The 20,000-nt window shown below is 51.4% G+C and carries 24 protein-coding genes; 21 read left to right on the plus strand and 3 right to left on the minus strand.

Annotation, left to right across the window (positions count from 1 at the left end):
- A partial coding sequence (locus tag ACZ25G_RS05980; protein WP_463681856.1) for an LPXTG cell wall anchor domain-containing protein occupies positions 1-291 on the plus strand: 291 nt, incomplete at its 5' end.
- 166 nt (positions 292-457) lie between these two features.
- Here ACZ25G_RS05980 and ACZ25G_RS05985 read toward each other — a convergent pair.
- From ACZ25G_RS05985 to rpmB, 3 genes are all read right to left on the minus strand, one after another.
- Positions 458-1,885: a hypothetical protein gene (locus ACZ25G_RS05985; protein WP_463681857.1), complete on the minus strand. Its 1,428-nt coding sequence runs from the start codon at positions 1,883-1,885 to the stop codon at positions 458-460.
- A gap of 29 nt (positions 1,886-1,914) precedes the next feature.
- Entirely contained in the window at positions 1,915-2,412 is a 498-nt protein-coding gene (locus tag ACZ25G_RS05990) for a zinc-ribbon domain-containing protein (RefSeq protein ID WP_463681858.1), read from the minus strand.
- Between the two features lie 183 nt (positions 2,413-2,595).
- Positions 2,596-2,784: a 50S ribosomal protein L28 gene (rpmB, locus tag ACZ25G_RS05995; protein ID WP_191483301.1), complete on the minus strand. Its 189-nt coding sequence runs from the start codon at positions 2,782-2,784 to the stop codon at positions 2,596-2,598.
- 243 nt (positions 2,785-3,027) lie between these two features.
- Between rpmB and ACZ25G_RS06000 the strand changes: the two genes are divergently transcribed.
- The 20 genes from ACZ25G_RS06000 (at position 3,028) to fmt (ending at position 19,935) form a co-directional block, all read left to right on the plus strand.
- The gene (locus tag ACZ25G_RS06000) at positions 3,028-3,720 is read left to right on the plus strand and encodes a site-2 protease family protein (RefSeq protein WP_463681859.1); all 693 of its coding nucleotides are present in this window, start codon (positions 3,028-3,030) and stop codon (positions 3,718-3,720) included.
- 2 nt (positions 3,721-3,722) lie between these two features.
- Positions 3,723-4,436, plus strand: a complete 714-nt coding sequence (locus tag ACZ25G_RS06005) for a segregation/condensation protein A (RefSeq protein ID WP_191483300.1) — start codon at positions 3,723-3,725, stop codon at positions 4,434-4,436.
- A gap of 8 nt (positions 4,437-4,444) precedes the next feature.
- Positions 4,445-5,026, plus strand: coding sequence for an SMC-Scp complex subunit ScpB (gene scpB / locus ACZ25G_RS06010; RefSeq protein ID WP_342681057.1), 582 nt, complete (start codon positions 4,445-4,447; stop codon positions 5,024-5,026).
- 18 nt (positions 5,027-5,044) lie between these two features.
- Complete coding sequence (locus ACZ25G_RS06015) at positions 5,045-5,689, plus strand: DUF2953 domain-containing protein (protein WP_463681860.1); 645 nt, start codon at positions 5,045-5,047, stop codon at positions 5,687-5,689.
- The gene (ytfJ, locus tag ACZ25G_RS06020) at positions 5,671-6,075 is read left to right on the plus strand and encodes a GerW family sporulation protein (protein WP_342681055.1); all 405 of its coding nucleotides are present in this window, start codon (positions 5,671-5,673) and stop codon (positions 6,073-6,075) included. Before ACZ25G_RS06015 ends, ytfJ begins: the two co-directional genes overlap by 19 nt.
- 99 nt (positions 6,076-6,174) lie before the next feature.
- A complete protein-coding gene (locus ACZ25G_RS06025; RefSeq protein WP_463681861.1) occupies positions 6,175-7,302 on the plus strand; it encodes a D-alanyl-D-alanine carboxypeptidase family protein in 1,128 nt (375 codons plus the stop codon).
- Positions 7,303-7,353: 51 nt separating this feature from the next.
- A complete protein-coding gene (locus ACZ25G_RS06030; protein ID WP_191483107.1) occupies positions 7,354-8,118 on the plus strand; it encodes a pseudouridine synthase in 765 nt (254 codons plus the stop codon).
- Positions 8,115-8,498: a hypothetical protein gene (locus ACZ25G_RS06035; protein ID WP_191510069.1), complete on the plus strand. Its 384-nt coding sequence runs from the start codon at positions 8,115-8,117 to the stop codon at positions 8,496-8,498. The genes ACZ25G_RS06030 and ACZ25G_RS06035 overlap by 4 nt, the downstream gene beginning before the upstream one ends.
- Positions 8,499-8,675: 177 nt before the next feature.
- Positions 8,676-10,088, plus strand: a complete 1,413-nt coding sequence (locus ACZ25G_RS06040) for a carboxyl transferase domain-containing protein (protein WP_191510070.1) — start codon at positions 8,676-8,678, stop codon at positions 10,086-10,088.
- Between the two features lie 38 nt (positions 10,089-10,126).
- A complete protein-coding gene (locus tag ACZ25G_RS06045) occupies positions 10,127-10,564 on the plus strand; it encodes a biotin/lipoyl-containing protein (RefSeq protein WP_191483110.1) in 438 nt (145 codons plus the stop codon).
- 159 nt (positions 10,565-10,723) lie between these two features.
- Positions 10,724-12,124 (plus strand): oxaloacetate decarboxylase subunit alpha, encoded by a 1,401-nt coding sequence (locus ACZ25G_RS06050; RefSeq protein ID WP_463681862.1) that lies wholly within the window; start codon positions 10,724-10,726, stop codon positions 12,122-12,124.
- A 77-nt stretch (positions 12,125-12,201) separates the two neighbouring features.
- Complete coding sequence (locus ACZ25G_RS06055; protein WP_463681863.1) at positions 12,202-12,639, plus strand: GNAT family N-acetyltransferase; 438 nt, start codon at positions 12,202-12,204, stop codon at positions 12,637-12,639.
- A gap of 118 nt (positions 12,640-12,757) precedes the next feature.
- Complete coding sequence (locus ACZ25G_RS06060) at positions 12,758-13,636, plus strand: YicC/YloC family endoribonuclease (protein ID WP_191483112.1); 879 nt, start codon at positions 12,758-12,760, stop codon at positions 13,634-13,636.
- Between the two features lie 56 nt (positions 13,637-13,692).
- Positions 13,693-13,959 carry an extracellular matrix/biofilm regulator RemA gene (gene remA, locus ACZ25G_RS06065; protein ID WP_191483113.1) on the plus strand — a complete coding sequence of 89 codons (267 nt, stop codon included), beginning with the start codon at positions 13,693-13,695 and terminating at the stop codon, positions 13,957-13,959.
- Positions 13,952-14,563, plus strand: coding sequence for a guanylate kinase (gmk, locus tag ACZ25G_RS06070; protein ID WP_342681049.1), 612 nt, complete (start codon positions 13,952-13,954; stop codon positions 14,561-14,563). Before remA ends, gmk begins: the two co-directional genes overlap by 8 nt.
- Positions 14,556-14,774: a DNA-directed RNA polymerase subunit omega gene (locus tag ACZ25G_RS06075; RefSeq protein WP_191483115.1), complete on the plus strand. Its 219-nt coding sequence runs from the start codon at positions 14,556-14,558 to the stop codon at positions 14,772-14,774. The genes gmk and ACZ25G_RS06075 overlap by 8 nt, the downstream gene beginning before the upstream one ends.
- Before the next feature lie 17 nt (positions 14,775-14,791).
- Positions 14,792-15,988, plus strand: coding sequence for a bifunctional phosphopantothenoylcysteine decarboxylase/phosphopantothenate--cysteine ligase CoaBC (gene coaBC / locus ACZ25G_RS06080; protein ID WP_463681864.1), 1,197 nt, complete (start codon positions 14,792-14,794; stop codon positions 15,986-15,988).
- Positions 15,989-16,048: 60 nt separating this feature from the next.
- A complete protein-coding gene (gene priA / locus ACZ25G_RS06085) occupies positions 16,049-18,499 on the plus strand; it encodes a replication restart helicase PriA (RefSeq protein WP_463681865.1) in 2,451 nt (816 codons plus the stop codon).
- 27 nt (positions 18,500-18,526) lie between these two features.
- Positions 18,527-18,982, plus strand: a complete 456-nt coding sequence (gene def, locus ACZ25G_RS06090) for a peptide deformylase (RefSeq protein ID WP_191483117.1) — start codon at positions 18,527-18,529, stop codon at positions 18,980-18,982.
- Between the two features lie 29 nt (positions 18,983-19,011).
- Positions 19,012-19,935: a methionyl-tRNA formyltransferase gene (gene fmt, locus ACZ25G_RS06095; RefSeq protein ID WP_463681866.1), complete on the plus strand. Its 924-nt coding sequence runs from the start codon at positions 19,012-19,014 to the stop codon at positions 19,933-19,935.
- Positions 19,936-20,000: the final 65 nt, after the last annotated feature.

A 20,000-nucleotide genomic window follows, 5' to 3' on the forward strand; every position in this document is an offset into this window, starting at 1 on the left:
AAGCATGAAGAGTGCACAGTGTGCGGCTATGCGAAAGGGCCGGTAGAGATTCCGATGACCAGCATACCTGGATCTAACCAGGGCCAGGTAGGCGGAGGCGACTGGGATTGGCCGGAAGGAAGTGGCAGCACAGGTTCTGGCAATGCTGGAGGAACAGGAGACTCTACTGATGATGGCAAACTGCCGCCGAACACTGGAGATACCAGCGGAGTTGCCCTTGGAGTAGCGATTCTAGCCCTGGCAGGAGTAGGAATTGGCACGACAGCCATTCATGGCAAAAAGAAAAGATAACAAATAGTCCATAGAAAGGGGGCCTGTCCGACGGACAGGCCCCCTTTTCCGCGGCGGGAGGAGCATCCCTCCAAAGCCGTTTAGCGATTGTACTGTGCTTTGGCAGCTTTCATAGGATAAAAAAACAAAGCCCCCTCAAGGGAGCTTTGTTTTTTTATCCTATTGTTTATTCAGTGAGACCACTGAGATCCTCTTCTAGGTCAGCCATAATGTCATCCATGCTCTGTACCACACTGGGATCCGCTTTAGCGTCGTTGACAAAGTCGCCGATGGTTTTGCCCATACCCAGATAGTAGCCTAAAGAAGCACCGATATCCTGAACGGAAGCATCTACGCCGATTTCGGAAATGACTGTCAGGATGGTAGCGGTCTGATCCTCAGAGGAGGCTGCGGACCAATCGGCCAGCGTCCAGTCCATGTAGTCGGAAGGAGCGGTTGTTAGCTCATCCAATCCCTTGATGATGGAGGGGTCGGCCTTGGCGTCGTTAATGAAATCACCGACTGTTTTGCCTTGGCCCAGATAAAGGCCCAAGGTAGCGCCGATGTCCTGAGCGGAAGCGTCTGTATCTACTTCTGCCAGGATTTCCATGAGGACGGAGGACTGCTCTGTCAGGCTGGCGCTGGACCAGTCAGACAGGGTCCAGTTCATGTAGTTATTTTTGGTAGAAACTTCCATATTTTCAGAAGTGTCCAAAGAGCCACTGCCTTTCGGGTTAATATCACCCATATCGATTTTTTGTAAGGCAACTATATCTTGTCCTGCGTTTGAGATTTGTTCTGCTGCTTCTTCAGAAATTGCAATAATCTCTTTTAAATTTTCCAATATGTCGGATAATTCTGTTGATGGTAAATAATTAGGATCTGCTAATGAACGGGTATAAATATGATATACTCGATATTCTATAGATGAAACAGCCATCCTTATATCGTATAAATATGGATTTGTGTTCCGATCTTCGTCGTATACATAATTATTTATCTCTCCACCTATAAATTTTAGATCGCCTTCACAATTTTTTAATAGACTAATACTATATTCAGATGGTAGGCTATTCATGGCTTTAGTAATGTCTTTCGTAACTTCCTCGATATCCCCTAAAAAATCAAGTTCGAAAAACACCTGCATGGGAACATAATCTATATATTTTTCTAAATCTAAGACAGCATTAATATAGGCTTCAACATTGCTATCAGTAATATTATAAGTCATAGATATTTTATTATAGAATTCACGAAAATCTGTGAATTTATTGATTCTTTGTTCAGTAACGTCTTGCAAAGAAGTAATTGCATACTCATTTACCTTGTTGGTGAAATCCTCTAAAACTTTATGTTTTGTATCAATAAAATAATTGTTGTTTGGCAATTGAATTGCATTAAAGCTCTCGGCTTCGATCAACTGCTTTATTTGATGATATTGATTGATGCCATATTGGACATAAATGCCCAAAGCTATAGCGATTAAAATGAAACAAAAAATTATGGGAAAAATAATAGCAAACAGTTTTCGGGTTTGTTTCTCTACAGGATTTCCGCAACGTTTACAGTATTTTGCTGTTATTGAAATTTTTTCTCCACATTGCTTACATCTCATTTTATATCCTCTCGATTCCTTTTTAATTTTTAGTCGTCCACCTTTGGAAGATTTATGGGAGTTCCACAATGACTACAGAATGTGCTGCCCAAGTCGATTTTCTTTTTGCACATAGGACATAAAATAGTTCCATCAGACTGCATAACAATATCAGTCTTTGAAACATTTTCAGAATTGTTTAAACCGGGAACAAGTAATTTACTACGAGATTCCGTTTTGTTTTCTGTCTCAGCACTATCTGCCAAATGTTTGTTATCGGCAATAAAGCCATAAAGCGAGAGCAAAAAGACAATTGCAGCTCCTGAAAAATAAATTGCACGCGATGTTTTGGCTCCAGCAATTATCCCACCACGTAAAGAGGCTTCAATCTGGATATTGTAAGCATCCCCTCCAACATATTCCTCATAACCATTTCCGTTAAAGTTAGTGAAATCAATTTCTTTTTGAGGTACTTTAGTAAATAACCCCATACACAGAAGCGCTATTGCGATAAAAATACCAATGGTGGATATGATTTGTTTTTTCATAACAATCCCCTCACTTAATGAATATTTAACTAATTATAACATTTCATAAAGAAAAAAGATAGAAAATCAGAACAAATAGAGAAAAATATGGGAATAGATTAAAAAATATTTCAGAAGAAACTTAATAACAAATCAAAAAGGCCGATCCAGTGGATCGGCCTTTCAATTTCTGCTTGACTATGGTTAGATAGCGCGGGTCACCTTGTTGGAACGTAAGCAGCGGGTGCAGGCGTAGATGTGGCGAGGGGAACCGTCGACAATCGCCTTAACGCGCTTAATATTGGGCTTCCAAGCTCTGTTGGAACGTCTGTGAGAATGGGAAACCTTAATTCCAAAAGTGACACCTTTTCCGCAGATGTCGCATTTAGCCATGTGTCTGCACCTCCTTTGTGCTAACAGAAAGTCAACATTTGTATCTTATCAGATTTCCCTGACAAAAGCAAGCCTTTTCCGAGGAAAATCTGGACGTTTTTTTAAAAAATCGTAAAGTTTCCGCTAGGGAGAGGCTTTCCCTTGTATTTTCAAGGCCCCTTCTGTATAATAATGAATATTGAGATTACTGAATTATGGAAGATTTCCGTCCTAAAAAACGGTTGACGATAAGGAGTTGTTAAAGTGCCTCTTTTTTTCAGCGGTGCAAGTGTCCAGCAGATGTTATTGCAGATCTTATCTCGAGCGCTGGTCGCCTTTTTCATCCTACCGGTTCATGAATTCGCCCATGCTTGGGCAGCCAACAAATTGGGAGATTCCACAGCCCGCTGGCAGGGAAGGATGACCCTGAACCCTATGGCGCATCTGGACCCCATTGGTACGGTGCTGCTCGTACTGACCGGTTTCGGCTGGGCAAAACCCGTTCCCATCAATCCCTATAATTTTAAAAACCGAAAATATGGCATGGCTCTTTCCGCGTTGGCTGGCCCGGCCTCCAATATTGTGGTGGCGCTATTGCTCACCATCCTGTATAAGATTTTGGCATATACCTTTATCATTACGGGCGTGGCCAATGTGTGGTTTTTGCAGGTGCTGCTCGCCATCATATCCTCCATGGCCTGGGTCAACGTATCTCTGGCGGTTTTCAACCTGATCCCCGTGCCGCCGTTGGACGGTTCCCGGATTGCCACCCTATTCTTGCCGGAACGCATCTATTTTAAAATCATGGAATATGAGCGCTACATTGTGCTGGTGCTCTTTGCCCTGATCTTTGTAGGCGCCCTGGATGGCGTGCTGGGATTCTTGGCCGACAAGGTGATGGATTTTATCAACCTGCTCTCCTCCTTTGTGGATGTGATCGGGAGGATGTTTCTTTAACGATGGAGAAACTTTCGTTTAAGGTGCAGGAGTTTGAAGGTCCCTTAGACCTGCTGCTGCATCTGATAGCCAAACATAAGCTCAACATTTATGATATTGAAATTTCCGCCCTGTTAGAGCAGTATCTGGCCTATATTGAGCAGATGCAGCGGCAGGATATGGAAGTGGCCAGCGAATTTTTAGAGATGGCGGCAAGGCTAGTGCATATTAAGACGGTTTCCCTCCTGCCCCGCCATGAGGAGGAACAGGAGGAGCTCAAGAGAGAATTGAGCGGCGAGCTGTTGGAATACCAGGCAGTAAAGGAAATTGCCGGGAAGCTTTCCGACCAATTCTGTGGATTTGACCTGTTTGTCCGAGAGACGGCCAAGCTTCCTGTCGATACTCTGTACACCAGGTCCCATCAGCCGGAAGAACTGCTCCGTGCTTATGATTCTGTGCAGGGCAAAGCGGGGCGAAAGCTTCCTCCGCCGGTGACGGCCTTTTCCGGCATTGTCCACCGCCGGGTGGTATCCGTTTCGTCTCGGATTCTCTTTATCCTGCGCAACCTCTATCAGAGGAGCACCATGGCCTTGACCTCCCTGTTCCGGCGGGGGGAGGATCGGTCGGAATTGGTGGCCACATTTTTGGGAGTGTTGGAGCTGGCCAAATCGGGCCGGGTCACCATCAGCGACGACAACAGGGAAATTACCCTGAATACGACCCACAAACGGCGGTGAAAATTAAATTGGAAATCAGTAAATTAGAAGGTGCCCTGGAAGCAATTTTATTTGCCAGCGGGGAGAGTATTTCCGTGGACAGGCTTTCCCAGGCACTGGAGGTGGAAACGGAGTTGGTTGACCGGCTGGTTTCCCGGCTGCAGGATAAGTATGAGCAGGCGGGAAGCGCCCTGCAAATCCTTCGGCTGGCTGACAGCTATCAGCTTTCCACCCGGGAGGAATATGCTCCCTTTGTGAAAAAGGCGTTGGATATCCGGCGGAATGTGCCTTTGTCCCAGGCGGCCATGGAGGTGCTTTCCATCGTGGCCTACAACGAGCCGGTGACCAAAAGCTTTATTGAGCAAATCCGGGGAATCGACAGCTCCTCGGTGGTGAACTCTCTGGTAGAAAAAGGGCTGGTGGAAGAAGCGGGACGGCTGGAACTTCCGGGAAGGCCCATCTCCTATCGGACCACTGCCAATTTTCTGCGGTGTTTTGGCGTGTCCAGCCTGGAGGAACTGCCTCGGCCCAGGCCTAGAGAGGAAGAGGCCCAGGACGGGACAGTGGAAGAAACAAGGGAGCAAGGAACCGATGAATCACCGGCTCTCTGAGTAAAAGGAGGCGATGCCATGACAGGGCTTTGGATTACCCTGGGAATTCTGGCATGTTTGGCGTTTCTGTTGTGGATGCCGGTGACCCTCCATTTTACCTATGAAGAGAGTTTATCCATAAAGTTAGGCTATCTGTTCCTGCGGTTTCAGTTATTGCCCCGCAAGCCCAAGAAACAGAAGGCGGCAAAAACAGCTCCCCAGGAGGAAAAGAGCGGGGAAGAAGCAAAGAAACCAGAGGAGAAAAAGAAGGACCTTTTTCCTATCATTATGGAGGTGATCAAGGCCTCCGGTACGGCGCTGAAGAAAGCGCTGCGAAAAATTACTGTTTACGACGTGCAGTTTCGTGCCACAATTATCAGAGAGGACGCCTACGAAACCGCCATGGGCTATAGCAGGATCTGCGGTATTGTCTCTGGCATAGCAGCATCCCTGCGCAACTTTTTTACGCTGAAAATTCGCAGCATCTCTATTGCCCCCGATTTTACACGGTATGAGGGCGGAGACATTTATAAGCTGCATTTCAAGGCGAAGATCCGGCCTTATGCCGCCCTCTGGATTGGGCTGGGGTTCGGCGTCGAGATTCTCCGGTTTATTTTTAAGCAACAACAGGCGAAACAATCATCAAGACAAGGTGGTGCACTACAATGGCAGAACATCCAATAGAAGGGCTGATGAATTCGGCTATGCAGAAACTGCGGGAGCTGGTGGACGTCAACACTATTATCGGCGACCCCATCACTACACCGGACGGGATTTTGATTATTCCCATATCGAGGGTGGCGTTTGGTTTTGGCTCCGGCGGCTCAGACTGGCCGACCCAGAACCCCAAGGAGACCTTCGGCGGCGGCAGCGGCGGCGGCGTGTCCATTACCCCCATCGGTTTTCTCATCGTTTCGGGGGGAGAGGTGAAGCTTTTGCAGTTGGCAGCCCAGGGCAACACTGGCGACCGGTTGATCAACATGGTGCCGGATCTGGTGGACAAAGTAGCTTCGCTCTTTTCCAAAGAGGAGAAAAAGCAACAGGAGCCGGGGCAGAAAACAGAACAATAGAAAGGCGCCAGTGCCGGCGGTAACTTTCCGCTGGCACTGGCTTTACGCATGGCAGAGTCCCCCTGCGCATAGACTGAAACACAGGCAGGTGGTTTTGCTATGTTAAGGAAACTAAGCGCCGTCTTTTTGGCGGCAATTCTTTGGATGGTTTCTCTCCCAGTTACGGCGGCGGGTTATACCCCTGACGCCAAGGGAGTGGTGGTCATTGAAATGGAAACGGGGAGGATCCTCTTTGACCAGCATGGAGAAAGGGAGCTCCCCATGGCCAGCACAACCAAAATTATGACGGCTCTCATCACCCTGGAGCAGCCAGGGCTGGACGAGTACTTCACGGTGGATCCCAAAGCAATTCAGGTGGAGGGGTCCTCTATGGGGCTCCAGGAAGGGGATCAGGTGACTTTGCGCACCTTGGCCTATGGTATGCTCCTTGCCTCCGGCAACGATGCGGCTGGGGCAGCTGCTGTGCGGATTGCCGGCAGCGAGGAGGCCTTTGTCCAGATGATGAATGACCGGGCACAGGAGATGGGGCTTTCCCACACCCATTTTGCCACCCCCTCTGGCCTGGATGGAGAGGGGCATTACTCCTCGGCTTATGACATGGCCATCCTGGCCAAGAATGCCCTAGAAAATCCCGATTTTGCCGAAATCTGCGGGACCTATCGGGCCCAGGTGGAATTTGGCAATCCCCCCTATACCCGGTGGATGAAAAACCACAACAGGCTTTTAGACGAATACGAAGGGACCATCGGGGTCAAGACGGGCTTTACCAAGGAGGCCGGACGATGCCTGGTATCGGCAGTCCAGCGGGATGGAGTAGGGCTTATCTGTGTGACGCTGGGGGCGTCCGATGACTGGAATATCCATAAAAACCTATACAACCAGTTTTTTGAGCGTGTACAGTCGCGGGAACTAGACGGATCTTTGAGCTGCACCGCATTGCCTGTGGTGGGCGGAGAAAGGGATGCCGTATCCATCGCGCTGGCAGAGACACCGAAGGCCGGGCTTAACGAAAGCGAACTTTCCCGAGTAGAACGGCGGGTGGAGCTTTCTCCCTTTCTCTACGCTCCGGTGGAGGCGGGAGATGTAGTGGGGAGTATGATCTATACCTTAGACGGAGCCCAGGTGTGTCGTGTACCCATAGCGGCGAAAAACGCGGTGGCCGCAGCACAGCCGGAGAAGAAGCCGGGATTTTTCCAAACGCTTTGGAACTGGCTGACGGGCAGATGAAAATGATGGAAGAGCACTTCTATGTGCGAAGCATAAAGGAAGGGGAAAACAATGGCGAGAGATACAAGACTGCAAAAATTTTTGTCCGAGGCGGGGATTGCCAGCCGGAGAAAGTCAGAAGAATTCATTGCCGACGGACGGGTGACGGTCAATGGAAGAAGAGCCAAAATCGGTGATAAGGTCGACGTCCGCAAGGATGTTGTTGCGGTGGACGGGGAAAAGGTGGAATTTGACCGGAACCGCCAAAGCATCTATATCATGCTCCATAAGCCGCGGGGCTATGTCACAACCATGGAGGATGAACAGGGACGCAAGTGCGTAGCAGAGCTGGTCAAGGATGTTGGGACCCGGGTGTATCCTGTCGGGCGGCTGGATATGAATTCAGAGGGTCTTTTGTTAATGACCAATGATGGGGAATTTGCCAATATGATGATGCATCCCCGCCACAATGTCTCTAAAAGCTATCGGGTTACCGTGCGGCCCGATCTCAGCGATGAGCAGGCAGCCAAATTGGCCGAAGGGGTGGAGATCGACGGACGGATGACCCTGCCGGCCCAGGTGAGAGTGGTGACCAAGGAACCGGGCCGGGTGGTGATGGTCATCACCATCAAAGAAGGACGCAACCGGCAGATCCGCAAAATGTGCGAGGCGGTGGGGCTGGAGGTGGCCAGGCTCAAGAGAATTTCGGTGGGGCCGCTCAAGCTGGGCATGTTGCAGCCTGGAAAATGGCGTTACCTACAGCTCAACGAAATCATCATGCTGCGCAATGCGGCTTCTGGCGCCAAGACGGTCCATGTCAGGAGGCAGGAAAGATGATCGAGCTGAAGCTGATACAAGACAATGGCATAAAAGCGCAGCTGCTGGAAAAAATGGGGATACAGGCATCGGATGCCATCTGCTACGGTGCCGCTGATAAAGAGGAGGTTCTGGGAGGCACAGCTTTTGCCATCCGCGATGGACGAGCTGTTATGTTGGGCCTTTTTACCGAGCCTGGTTTGGGCGCTATGCTGGGGGACGGGCTCATCCGCGCCGCGTGGAATCACTGTTCATCTCATGGAATCAAAACGGCCCGGTTTAGCGATGAATTTCCCATGGAGTCCCTTCAGCCGCTGGAGTTCTTCCGGGACTTTTCCCATGAGGATATCGACATTGAAAAATTCTTTTCAGAGGGCAAAAAATGTGGACAAACCCGATAGAAATCCCTTGTTATTTATCTAACAAGAGTATATAATATTATTGATTACGGTTTTTCGAGGAAATTGCGCAGAAACTGCCGAAATAGGGCGGCGCGCAGCGAAAAACGTAACTTTGATTTCGACCATTGATTTTTAAATTCATCTTAGATTCATGGTAAGAGAAACGGAGGAACACAGATGAGTACCGAAAGCAGATCCAAAGTTCTTGCGGATGCTCGCGCCGCGGCGGTGAAGTCGACTCCGGCCCGTGAAAGACTGGCCCTTCTTTTTGACGGGGACAGCTTTGTGGAGCTGGATGCCTTTGCCAAAGTGGGAGAAGAAGGCGCAGGTGTTGTCACCGGTTATGGCGCCATCGACGGCAACCCGGTGTTTGCCTTTGCGCAGGACATCCAGGCAACTGGCGGTGCAGTGGGTAAAATCCATGCCGCTAAAGTGAAAAAAGTATATGATTTGGCTGAGAAAACCGGAGCTCCGGTAGTCGGCATTTTCGACTCCAACGGCGCGCGCCTTTCTGAAGGCAATGATGCACTGGCCGCATATGGAGATATGCTCCAGAGCTCCAGCAACATTTCCGGCGTTGTCCCCCAGATCTCCTTGATCTTGGGCACCTGTGCGGGAACTGCGGCCATGATTGCCTGCAATGCAGATTTCGTTGTCATGAGTGAAAAGGCGGAGTTTTTCCTGAGTGCCGCCGGCATTGATGGCACCGAGGGAGCCGGCAGCGCGGCTAATGCTGCAAAATCCGGTGCAGCTCACCTTGTACTCCCCACAGAGGAGGAGGCCATCGGTGCAGCGAGAAATCTGATCTCTCTCCTGCCGCTGAACAATCTGTCTGCTTCTCCCGTTTGTGATTTTTCCGCCAATGATGCTGCCGCTGCTTTGAGCGCTGCATGTGAGAATATGGCCGAAGCAGATACCATGGCCATTGTGGAAGGGGTCTTTGATGCAGGCAGCGTTGTGGAGATCCAGAAGGATTTCGGCGCAGGTTCTATTGCGGCGCTGGCAACCTTGGGCGGCTTTACCTGCGGTGTTGTCGCTACCAAGGGCGGCAAGCTTTCCGCTGCTGACTGTGCCAAGATGGCTCGTCTAGTCAGCATCTGTGACGCTTATCAGATACCGGTAGTTACTTTTGTTAATACCGAGGGCTTTGAGGCCAATGGCGAGACAGAGCTTGCCGGTGCGATTCGGGAGAGCGCAAAGCTGGCCCATGTTTATGCCCAGGCCACCTGTGTAAAGGTGAGTGTCATCACCGGTGCAGCTTACGGAAGCGCTTACATAGCGCTGGCTGGAACCAATGCGGGCGCCGATGTCACCCTGGCATGGCCTTCCGCTGTTATCAGCGCTTTGGAGCCTAAGACCGCTGTGGCATTTGCCCATGGTGGTGAAATTACTGCCGACCATGACAGAGCGGCGGTAGAAAAAGAATATATGGAGACAACCGCTTCCGCCCTTACTGCGGCGGCAGACGGTTATATAGAAGATGTCATTGATCCTGCGGCAACCAGGGACGTACTTCTTTCCACCCTGGATATGCTGGCTGGTAAGAGAGTGACCCATTTGCCGAGAAAACACAGCAATATGCCCATGTAATTGCGGCTGGATTGCGTACAGAAAAGGGAGGACTTATTGTGAAAAGATTTAATATAACTGTAAATGGACAGGCTTATGATGTTGCTGTTGAAGAGATTGCGGCAGGCGCTCCTATGCCTGCTGCTGCCCCGGCTCCCGCCCCTGCGGCAGCACCTGCTCCTGCGGCGGCTCCGGCTCCCGCTCCCGCCCCTGCGGCAGCACCTGCCCCTGCACCGGCACCTGAAGCAGCCCCGGCTCCCGCTGCGGCTCCTGGTACCGAAGGCAGCATCAAGATCAATGCACCTATGCCTGGTACCATCCTGGATGTAAGAGTTTCTGTGGGTCAGAAGATTGCCAAAGGTGATGTTATTGTCATTCTGGAGGCAATGAAGATGGAAAATGAGATTATGGCTCCCTGTGACGCCACCGTTGCAAGCCTGAGCGTCAAGAAAGGCGATACGGTCAACTCCAACGATCCCATCGCTACACTGGACTAAGATTCCACCAGGGGAACGGAACTGGGCCGTTTTCCCCTTTTGCCCCTGTCTCCGGGGCGTACTCCGGAGAGGACAGGCTCCTGTGGTCGTCTGCGTGGAACGGGAGCGGGGCAATCTGAAACCAGCCGGCACGCAGCGGCAGAATGGAAGGTTGACATTATGGCAAAAGTAAAAATTACCGAGACCATTCTTCGTGATGCTCATCAATCCCTGATTGCCACCCGTATGACCCTTGAAGATATGAAGCCGATGCTCAAAGCCATTGACGATGTGGGCTTTTATTCGGTAGAAGCCTGGGGCGGCGCTACCTTTGATGCTTGCCTGCGCTTCCTGGACGAGGATCCTTGGGAGCGGCTTCGGGTGATCAGAAGCTACATGAAGAATACCAAGATACAGATGCTCTATCGTGGACAGAATATGCTGGGCTACCGTCACTATGCTGACGATGTGGTAGAGTACTTTGTACAGAAATCCGTTGCCAACGGCATTGACATTCTCCGTGTTTTCGATGCCCTCAACGATAAGAGAAATCTGGAAGCTTCCGTACGGGCAACCAAGAAGGAAGGCGCCCACCTGCAGGCGGCTCTTTCCTATACGCTGGGCCCTGTGTTTGATATTGAATACTATGTAAACTATGCCAAGGAATTGGAGAATATGGGCGCTGACTCTATCTGCATCAAGGATATGGCGGCCCTGATTACCCCCAAGATGGCCTATGATCTGGTGAAAGCCCTCAAGGAGACGGTGAAGATCCCCGTTCAGCTGCATACCCACTACACCTCCGGCCTGGCTTCCATGGCCCTGCTCAAAGGCATTGAGGCAGGTGTCGATATTATCGATACCGCTATGTCTCCCATGGCGTTGGGAACTTCCCACGCTCCCACCGAAACTATGGTGGCAGCTCTTCAGGGTACGGAATATGACACCGGCCTGGATCTGAAAAAACTCAATGTGGTCCGTGAGCATTGCGTCAAGCTCCGGGAGAAATATCTGGCAAATGGGCTGCTCAATCCGAAGGTGCTGGGCGTCGACGCCAACACCCTGCTGTATCAGGTGCCGGGCGGCATGCTCTCCAACCTGATTTCTCAGCTGAAACAGGCGGGCAAAGAGGATCAGCTGGATGCGGTGCTCCAGGAGGTACCAAGAGTTCGTGAAGATTCTGGATATCCGCCTCTGGTTACTCCGACCTCTCAGATTGTAGGAACCCAGGCTGTCTTTAACGTCATCATGGGTGAACGCTACAAGATGATCACCAAGGAGTTTAAAGCCTTGGTTCGTGGCGAATACGGTAAAACTCCGGTTGCCATCGATCCTGCCTTCCGCAAGAAGATCATCGGCGATGCAGAGCCCATCGACTGCCGTCCCGCCGATCTGTTGGAGCCGGAACTGGACAAGATCAGGGCAGAGTTTCCTCAGGAACTTTACGAACAGGAAGAGGATATCCTCAGCTATGCTCAGTTCGGACAGGTTGCTACCAAGTTCTTCGAGAAACGCCGCGACAAAAAGTACGGTGTGGATGCCGCTCATGCCGACAGAGCAAACAATGTACATCCCGTGTAAGATTTTGCAAAGACGCGCTCCGGTTTTGCCGGAGCGCTTTTATTATCCACAGGGAAAGTGAATGGGAGGAAAAGGCCATGTCCATGATAGCCTATGACAAATTTTACCGCAGCCAGGTGTTGGATATCTGGCTTGCGGGGAATCTACAGGCCCATCCTTTTATCCCGCCGGACTATTGGAGGGAGCATCGGGAAGAGGTAGGAGATGCGCTGGAACAAGCTACCGTGCTGCTCTGGGAAGAGGCCGGGGAGATTCAAGGGTTTGTTGGAGTTGTAGAGGAGGGCTATATTGCCGGGATTTTTGTGGCGGCACAGCATCGATCCAAGGGAATCGGCACCAGGCTTATCCGCTGCTGCAAAGAACGTTTTCCGCAGCTGTCTTTGCATGTCTACGAGAAAAATAGGGCTGCGATCGCCGTTTATGAGGCCAATGGTTTTCAGAAGCAACGATGCTCCGCCGATCCCCAGACAGGAGAAAGAGAATGGACGATGGTCTGGCATCGGGAGAAAGAGTAGATGGAAAAAAGCCCATTTCGTTGACAAAATAGGCTTAAAAATAGTAAAATATAGATTGGTATAGTTTATTCTGAATAAAAATTTGTCTCAAATTTATAAAGTAAGGCGGCAAAGGACAATGATAAAAAGCATGACTGGCTACGGCCGCAGCGAGCAGATTATTGACGGACGGGATATCCTTTTTGAGATCAAATCTGTCAACCATCGCTTCTTCGAGTTTTCTGCCCGGGTGCCCAGGGTATACGGCTACCTGGAGGAAAAGATCAAAAGTTATCTGCAACAGAAAATATCGCGCGGCAAGGTGGATGTGGGGGTCACCATCCTGACTTTGGAGGGGACCAATGCCGAGGTAGAGATCAACCATGATCTGACCCGTTCCTACGTGGAGGCACTTCGGGAGCTCACCGATAAATTTGACCTGAAAGACGATTTGAGCCTCTCTTCCATCTCCCGCTTTTCCGATATCTTTACGGTGCGCAAAAGTGTGGAGGATGAAAACGTTATCTGGGACTGCGTGCGGCAGGTAGCGGATGAGGCCGTCGCCGCCTTTCTCGCTATGCGGGAAACAGAGGGGCAGCGGCTGAAGGAAGATATTTTAGGACGGCTGGATTATATTGAAACCCAGGTCTGCCGGGTGGAGGAGCGATCTCCGGAAACGGTGAAGGAATATTATAACCGCTTGTACCAGAAGATGACAGAGGTGCTGGGGGATAACCGCTTTGACGAGCAGCGGATCATTACAGAAGCCGCTATCTTTGCCGATAAGGTGGCCGTCAATGAGGAGACGGTGCGCCTGCACAGCCATTTGGATCAGTTCCGGGAGATTCTGAATGCCGGAGGCCCCATGGGGCGGAAACTGGACTTTTTGGTTCAAGAAGTCAACCGGGAAGTTAACACCATTGGGTCCAAGGCACAGGATACCGATATTGCCCGGATTGTAGTGGATGTCAAAGCGGAAATTGAAAAGATCAGGGAGCAGATCCAAAATATCGAGTAGGATTTACCTGTGATCTGGGAAGCCGATGTGTCTTGTTAAAAGAAAGTGGGGATAAAATGAAATTAATTAATATTGGTTTTGGCAATATGGTGTCCGCCAATCGTTTGGTGGCCATCGTCAGTCCCGAATCCGCTCCCATCAAGCGGATTATTCAGGATGCCCGTGATCGCGGCTCTTTAATCGACGCCACTTACGGAAGAAGAACCCGGGCTGTTATTATTACCGACAGTGACCATGTAATTCTTTCTGCGGTGCAGCCGGAGACGGTGGCCAACCGCTTGATCGACGATGACGACGATGAGGAGATGGATGAAGATGAATAAAAGAGGCTTGTTGATTGTACTCTCCGGGCCTTCCGGCGTGGGCAAGGGAACGGTATTGCGCAGTTATTTAGAGAAGAACCCCAATACCCGGCTGTCCGTTTCGGCAACTACCCGTCAGCCCAGAATGGGAGAGGTCAATGGAGTTCATTATTATTTTCTGACAGAAAAGGAATTCGAGAAAAAGGTAGAACAAAATGAAATGTTAGAATACGCCACCTACAGCGGCAACCGCTACGGGACCCCAGGTGGACCGGTGAAAGAGATGCTGGAGGATGGACATGATGTCATCCTGGAGATAGAGGTCCAGGGCGCTATGCAAATCAAGAAAAGCTGTCCTGACGCTATCTTTATTTTCATCATGCCTCCGAACATGGCAGAGCTGACCCACCGTTTGGTGGACCGCAAGACCGAGGATGACGAGACGATCCGCCGCCGTCTGGAGCGCTCCCATGCGGAGATTGCCATGGCGCACGAGTATGACTATGTGGTCATCAACGACACCATCGACAATGCATTGGAAAAACTGGAAGCCATCGTCTGCGCTCAAAAGTGCAGCATGAGCCATATGAAAGAATTTGTGGAAGAGGTGTTGGAGGATGCTTAAACCATCGTTGACAGCCCATATTTTAAAACCGGGGCAAAGCTATTACTCTCTGGTAGTGGCTGTGGCCAAACGTGCCCGGCAGATTGCCGAGGAGGCGGAGGAAAATCATGAGATCCTGGTGGAAAAACCGGTACAGTTGGCGGTAGAGGAATTTACCAACAACAAGTACAAGATGGTAGAGCCGCCGGATATCGGCAAGGATATTGAATAATTCAGAGGAGGACGGCCATGAAACAGCTGGAGGGTAGGACCATTGTCTTGGGGGTGACCGGCGGGATTGCCGCGTATAAGGCCGCCTATCTTTGCAGTGCCTTGGCGAAAGCGGGGGCGCAGGTCCATGTGATCATGACCCGCAATGCGATGGAATTTGTGGCCCCTCTGACCTTTGAAACCCTTTCTGGACAAAAGTGTGTTACCGATACCTTTGACCGGAATTTTCAGTGGAATGTAGAGCATGTGGCTCTGGCCAAACGGGCGGAACTGTTTGTGGTAGCGCCCGCTACTGCCAATATCATCGCAAAGTTTGCCTGTGGAATTGCTGACGATATGCTCTCCACCACATGGCTGGCGGCCTCCTGCAAAAAGTTGGTTTGCCCGGCTATGAATACGGGAATGTATGAAAACCCGGTGACCCAGCGGAATATAGAGACCCTGCGCGACCTTGGGGTGGAGATGGTGGAGCCGGGCGTCGGCCGTCTTGCCTGTGCAGATACAGGCCGGGGCCGGCTGGCCGAGCCGGAGGAAATCTTCGAGAGGATCTGTGAGCTTCTCTGCGCAAAGCAAGATCTTGCGGGTAAGCGGGTGCTTGTCACTGCCGGCCCCACCCAGGAGGCGTTGGATCCAGTCCGCTATATCACCAACCATTCCAGCGGGAAGATGGGGTTCGCCGTGGCCCGCCGGGCCGCCCAGCGGGGCGCCAAGGTTACCTTGGTGGCGGGGCCTGTATCCCTGCCCACACCTGCGGGAGTGGAGCGGATTGATGTCAAAAGTGCCCTGGATATGTTTGAGGCAGTCAAATCCCATATGGAGGAAAGCGACATTATCATCAAAACTGCCGCTGTGGGGGATTTTCGTCCCGAGACCCAGGCGCAGGACAAAATCAAGAAGACCGGAGAGGACGTTATGACCGTCCGGCTTGTGAAAAACCCGGATATCCTACAGTATGTAGGGAGTCATAAAAGACCGGGCCAGGTGGTCTGCGGCTTTTCGATGGAAACCCGGGATCTGATCGAGAATTCCGGTAAGAAGCTGAGGGCCAAGCACGCGGATATGATTGTGGCCAATTCCCTGACAGAGCAGGGCGCTGGATTTGGGGTGGACACCAACGTTGCCACCCTGTTGACAGAGCAGGGGGCAGAACAGCTGCCTATGATGAGCAAGGAGGATTTAGCCGACGTGATCTTGGATCGCCTTCTCTCTTTATAGTGCAGCGGGGATTTTGTTCCAATTCAATAGCATAAACGGAGGTGGCTTGTCATCGCTGTGGTGGACGTTGTGAAAGTTGCAGTGGACAAAGCTGCTTTTCATTTTGATAAATTATACGATTATCTCCCGCCGGAGGCTCAGACAGCCCAGAACCTGGTAGGCTGCCGGGTGCTGGTGCCCTTTGGCAAGGGCAACCGAAAACGCCAGGGGATTGTCCTGGGCTGGGAAAAGCGGGAACGGGAGAAGTTTCTCAAACCGGTGAGCGCGGTGATTGATAAAGAACCGGTACTCACCGAGGAAATGCAAAAGCTTATGCGGATGCTCAAAGAGAGCACCTTTTGCACCTGGTTTGACGCTCTGCGCTGTGTCATCCCCGGTGGGCTAGGCTATGAGATACGGCCTCGCTACATGGCGGTGCGGGATCCCTTAGCAGAGGAAGCAGCCGGCCTATCTGCGGAGGAAACCCAGATTTACACCTATATCAAAAATCATAAGCAGGGTGTCGGTGAGCAGAAGATCAAGGGGGATCTGGGCTATAGGGATGTCGGCTCCATCATTGCTAGGTTAAAATCCACGGGACTGATCGCCCAGATAGAAGATGTGCGACGGAAGGTTCTGGACGAGACGGTGGTGATGGTCCGCCTCTCGATGGGACCGGAGGAACTGAGCGAGAAAAAGCTGACCGCGAAACAACGTGCGGTGGTGGATTTCCTCTTGGAGGTGGAAACCGCTTCCATCAAGGAAATCGGCTATTTCTGCGCGGTGACCCGGGCGGTCACCGATCGCCTGCGGGATCAGGGTGTGGTGGAATACCTGGACTGGGAGGTCTACCGCAGGCCCTATGAAGTGATAACACCTCCCTCCGATGAGGAAATACAGCTTTCAGAACACCAGCAAAAAGCCTATGACCAGCTTTCTGGATTTTATAGAGAAGGGAAATACAGCACCGCCCTGCTGTATGGGGTAACGGGAAGCGGAAAAACCTCTGTTTTCCTCAAGCTGACCCGGCAGGTCATTGCCGACGGAAAGACGGTCATCGTCATGGTGCCGGAAATCTCCCTGACCCCCCAGACGGTGGAACATTTCCACCGATGCTTTGGCAATAATGTGGCCGTCCTTCACAGTGCCCTTTCTATGGGGCAGCGGCTGGATGAATGGAAACGCATCCGCCGGGGAGAGGTTCAGGTGGTGGTAGGCACCCGTAGCGCGGTGTTTGCCCCCCTGGAAAATATCGGTCTGATCGTCATGGATGAGGAGCAGGAGCATACCTATAAATCCGAATCCTCTCCCCGGTTTCACGCCCGGGATGTAGCCAAGGTCCGGTGTGCTTTCCATGAGGCCATGTTATTATTGTGTTCCGCCACCCCTTCGGTGGAGAGCTATTACTTTGCCAAGATGGGCAGATACCATCTGGTGACCCTTCGTAAGCGCTATGCGTCGGCAAAGCTTCCCAATACCTATATTGTGGACATGCGGGGGGAGGCGATGGAGGGCAATACTTCTGTTTACAGCTCCACTGTCCTCGACGCACTGAAAAAGACCCTCCAGCGGGGCGAGCAGGCGATTTTGCTGCTCAACCGCCGGGGCTATCATACCAGCGTACGGTGCCCCAGCTGTGGAAATGTATGGAAATGCCCCCATTGCAGCATTTCCCTGACCTATCACCGGGCCAACTCCCGGCTGATGTGCCACTACTGTGGCTATAGTGAAGAACTCCCCAGCACCTGCCCCCAGTGTGGATATGATCACCTGAGCTTTCGGGGGGCTGGCACCCAGCAGGCAGAGGAACAGCTGGGGGAGCTTCTTCCGGAAGCCCGCGTTCTGCGGATGGATATGGATACCACCATGTCAAAGTTTTCCTACCAGAAAAATTTTGACGCCTTCCGGGAGGGGCAGTATGATATTATGATTGGCACCCAAATGGTGGCCAAAGGGCTCAATTTCCCTAAGGTGACCATGGTAGCGGTCCTCTCCATTGACCAGGCACTTTACTCCACCGATTTTCGAGCCTATGAACGGGCCTTTGGCCTAATGACCCAGGTGGTGGGCCGATGCGGGAGAAACGAGCTGCCGGGCACCGCTTACATCCAGACCTATACGCCGGAAAATCCGGTGATTGAGATGGCGGCGGCCCAGGATTACGACCGCTTTTTTGACGAGGAGATCCTCAGCCGGAAAGTGATGCTCTACCCGCCCTTTTGTTCCATCTGTTCGGTGGGATTTTCGGGAGAGCGGGAAAGCCAGGTGATCCGGGCAGCAGGGGGTTTTGTTGAAAGGCTAAAATACAAGGTCGGCCACGGCTACGAGAATCTGCCCATCAAGCTGTTAGGCCCCACCGGTTTTGGTGTCCTAAAGGTGAGCAACAAATACCGTTACCGTGTGATCATCAAATGTAGAAATGATGAAAAGTTCCGAAGGATGATCAGCGAGCTTCTCATAGAAATGGGCAAGGAAAAGGAAGTTTCCGATGTGTCCGTCTTTGCCGATCTATATTTTGACTCCAATCAATAGATAAAAAAGAAAAAGGAGATAAAAACCATGGCAATCAGACAAATTGTACTGGAAGGGGACGACGTTCTCCGGAAGAAATGCCGTCCTGTCACCGATTTTAACCAGAGGCTTTGGACCATGCTGGACGATATGGCGGAAACTATGTACGCCTCCGACGGAGCCGGCCTTGCCGCTCCCCAGATTGGCGTGCTCCGCCAGGCAGTGGTCATTGACACCGGAGACGGCCTCATCGAGCTGATCAATCCCCAGATCATCGAGGAAAAGGGAAAACAAGAGGGCCCGGAAGGCTGCCTGTCCTGTCCTGGGGAAGCGGGCATCGTGGTGCGCCCCATGCATGTAAAGGTGGCGGCCCAAAATAGATATGGAGAAAAAATCGTCCTCAAGGGCAGTGAATTGACCGCCCGCGCTATGTGCCATGAAATTGACCATCTCAACGGCCGTCTGTTTAAGGACATTGCCGTCCGGATGATGCAGGAGGATTAGCCTCCTTGAAAAACGGGGGAGGAGCAAAGATGAAGATTGTTTTTATGGGGACGCCGGATTTTGCGGTGCCCTGTTTACAGGCCCTGATCGATGGGAGACATGAGATCCTGGGAGTCTATACCCAGCCGGATAAGCCGAAAGGAAGAGGCTACCAGATGTCCTTTTCGCCGGTGAAGGAGCTGGCCATGGAGCATCAGCTGCCTGTATTTCAGCCTAAGACCTTCAAGGATGAGGAGGTTGTAGCCCAGCTGCGTCAGCTTGCCCCGCAGCTTATTGTGGTAGTCGCCTATGGCAAGATCCTGCCCAAATCGGTGCTGGAGATTCCGGAGCTTGGCTGTGTCAATGTACATGGTTCCCTGCTGCCCAAGTATCGGGGAGCGGGCCCCATCCAGTGGAGCGTTATCAATGGAGAACCGGAGACCGGCATTACCACCATGTTTATGGGGGAAGGGCTGGACACTGGGGACATGATCCTCAAAAGATCCATCCCTATCGGGGAGGATGAAACCTCCGGAGAACTCTATGAGCGGATGGAAAAACTGGGCGCCCAATGTCTGATGGAGACCATCTCCCTTTTTGAAAAGGGTGATGTACCCAGAGAACCTCAAAAGGATGAAGCGTCCTCCTATGCGCCCATGCTGGATAAAAAGCTGGCGCTTCTGGACTTTCAAAAGACAGGAAGAGAAATCCACAACCTGGTCCGGGGGCTCAATCCCTGGCCTGTGGCCTTCACAAAGCTTCGGGGCAAGGTGCTCAAGGTCTATGCCGCCAAGGAAATCCCGGGGTATACCGGGCAGCCGGGAGAGGTGTTGGATGAAAAGCGCTTCATTGTCGGTTGCGGAGACGGGGCCGTGGAGTTTCTGGAAATCGCCTTGGAGGGAAAGAAAAGAATGGCGTCAGCGGATTTTCTTCGGGGATATCACCTCAAAAAAGGCGAGAAACTGGGAGAATAATTTTCGCATTTTTTTCACCCTTATTCACATACTATCCAAAACTGGGGCGTACAATGCCATACAGC

It is taken from the genome of Zongyangia sp., assembly GCF_965361945.1.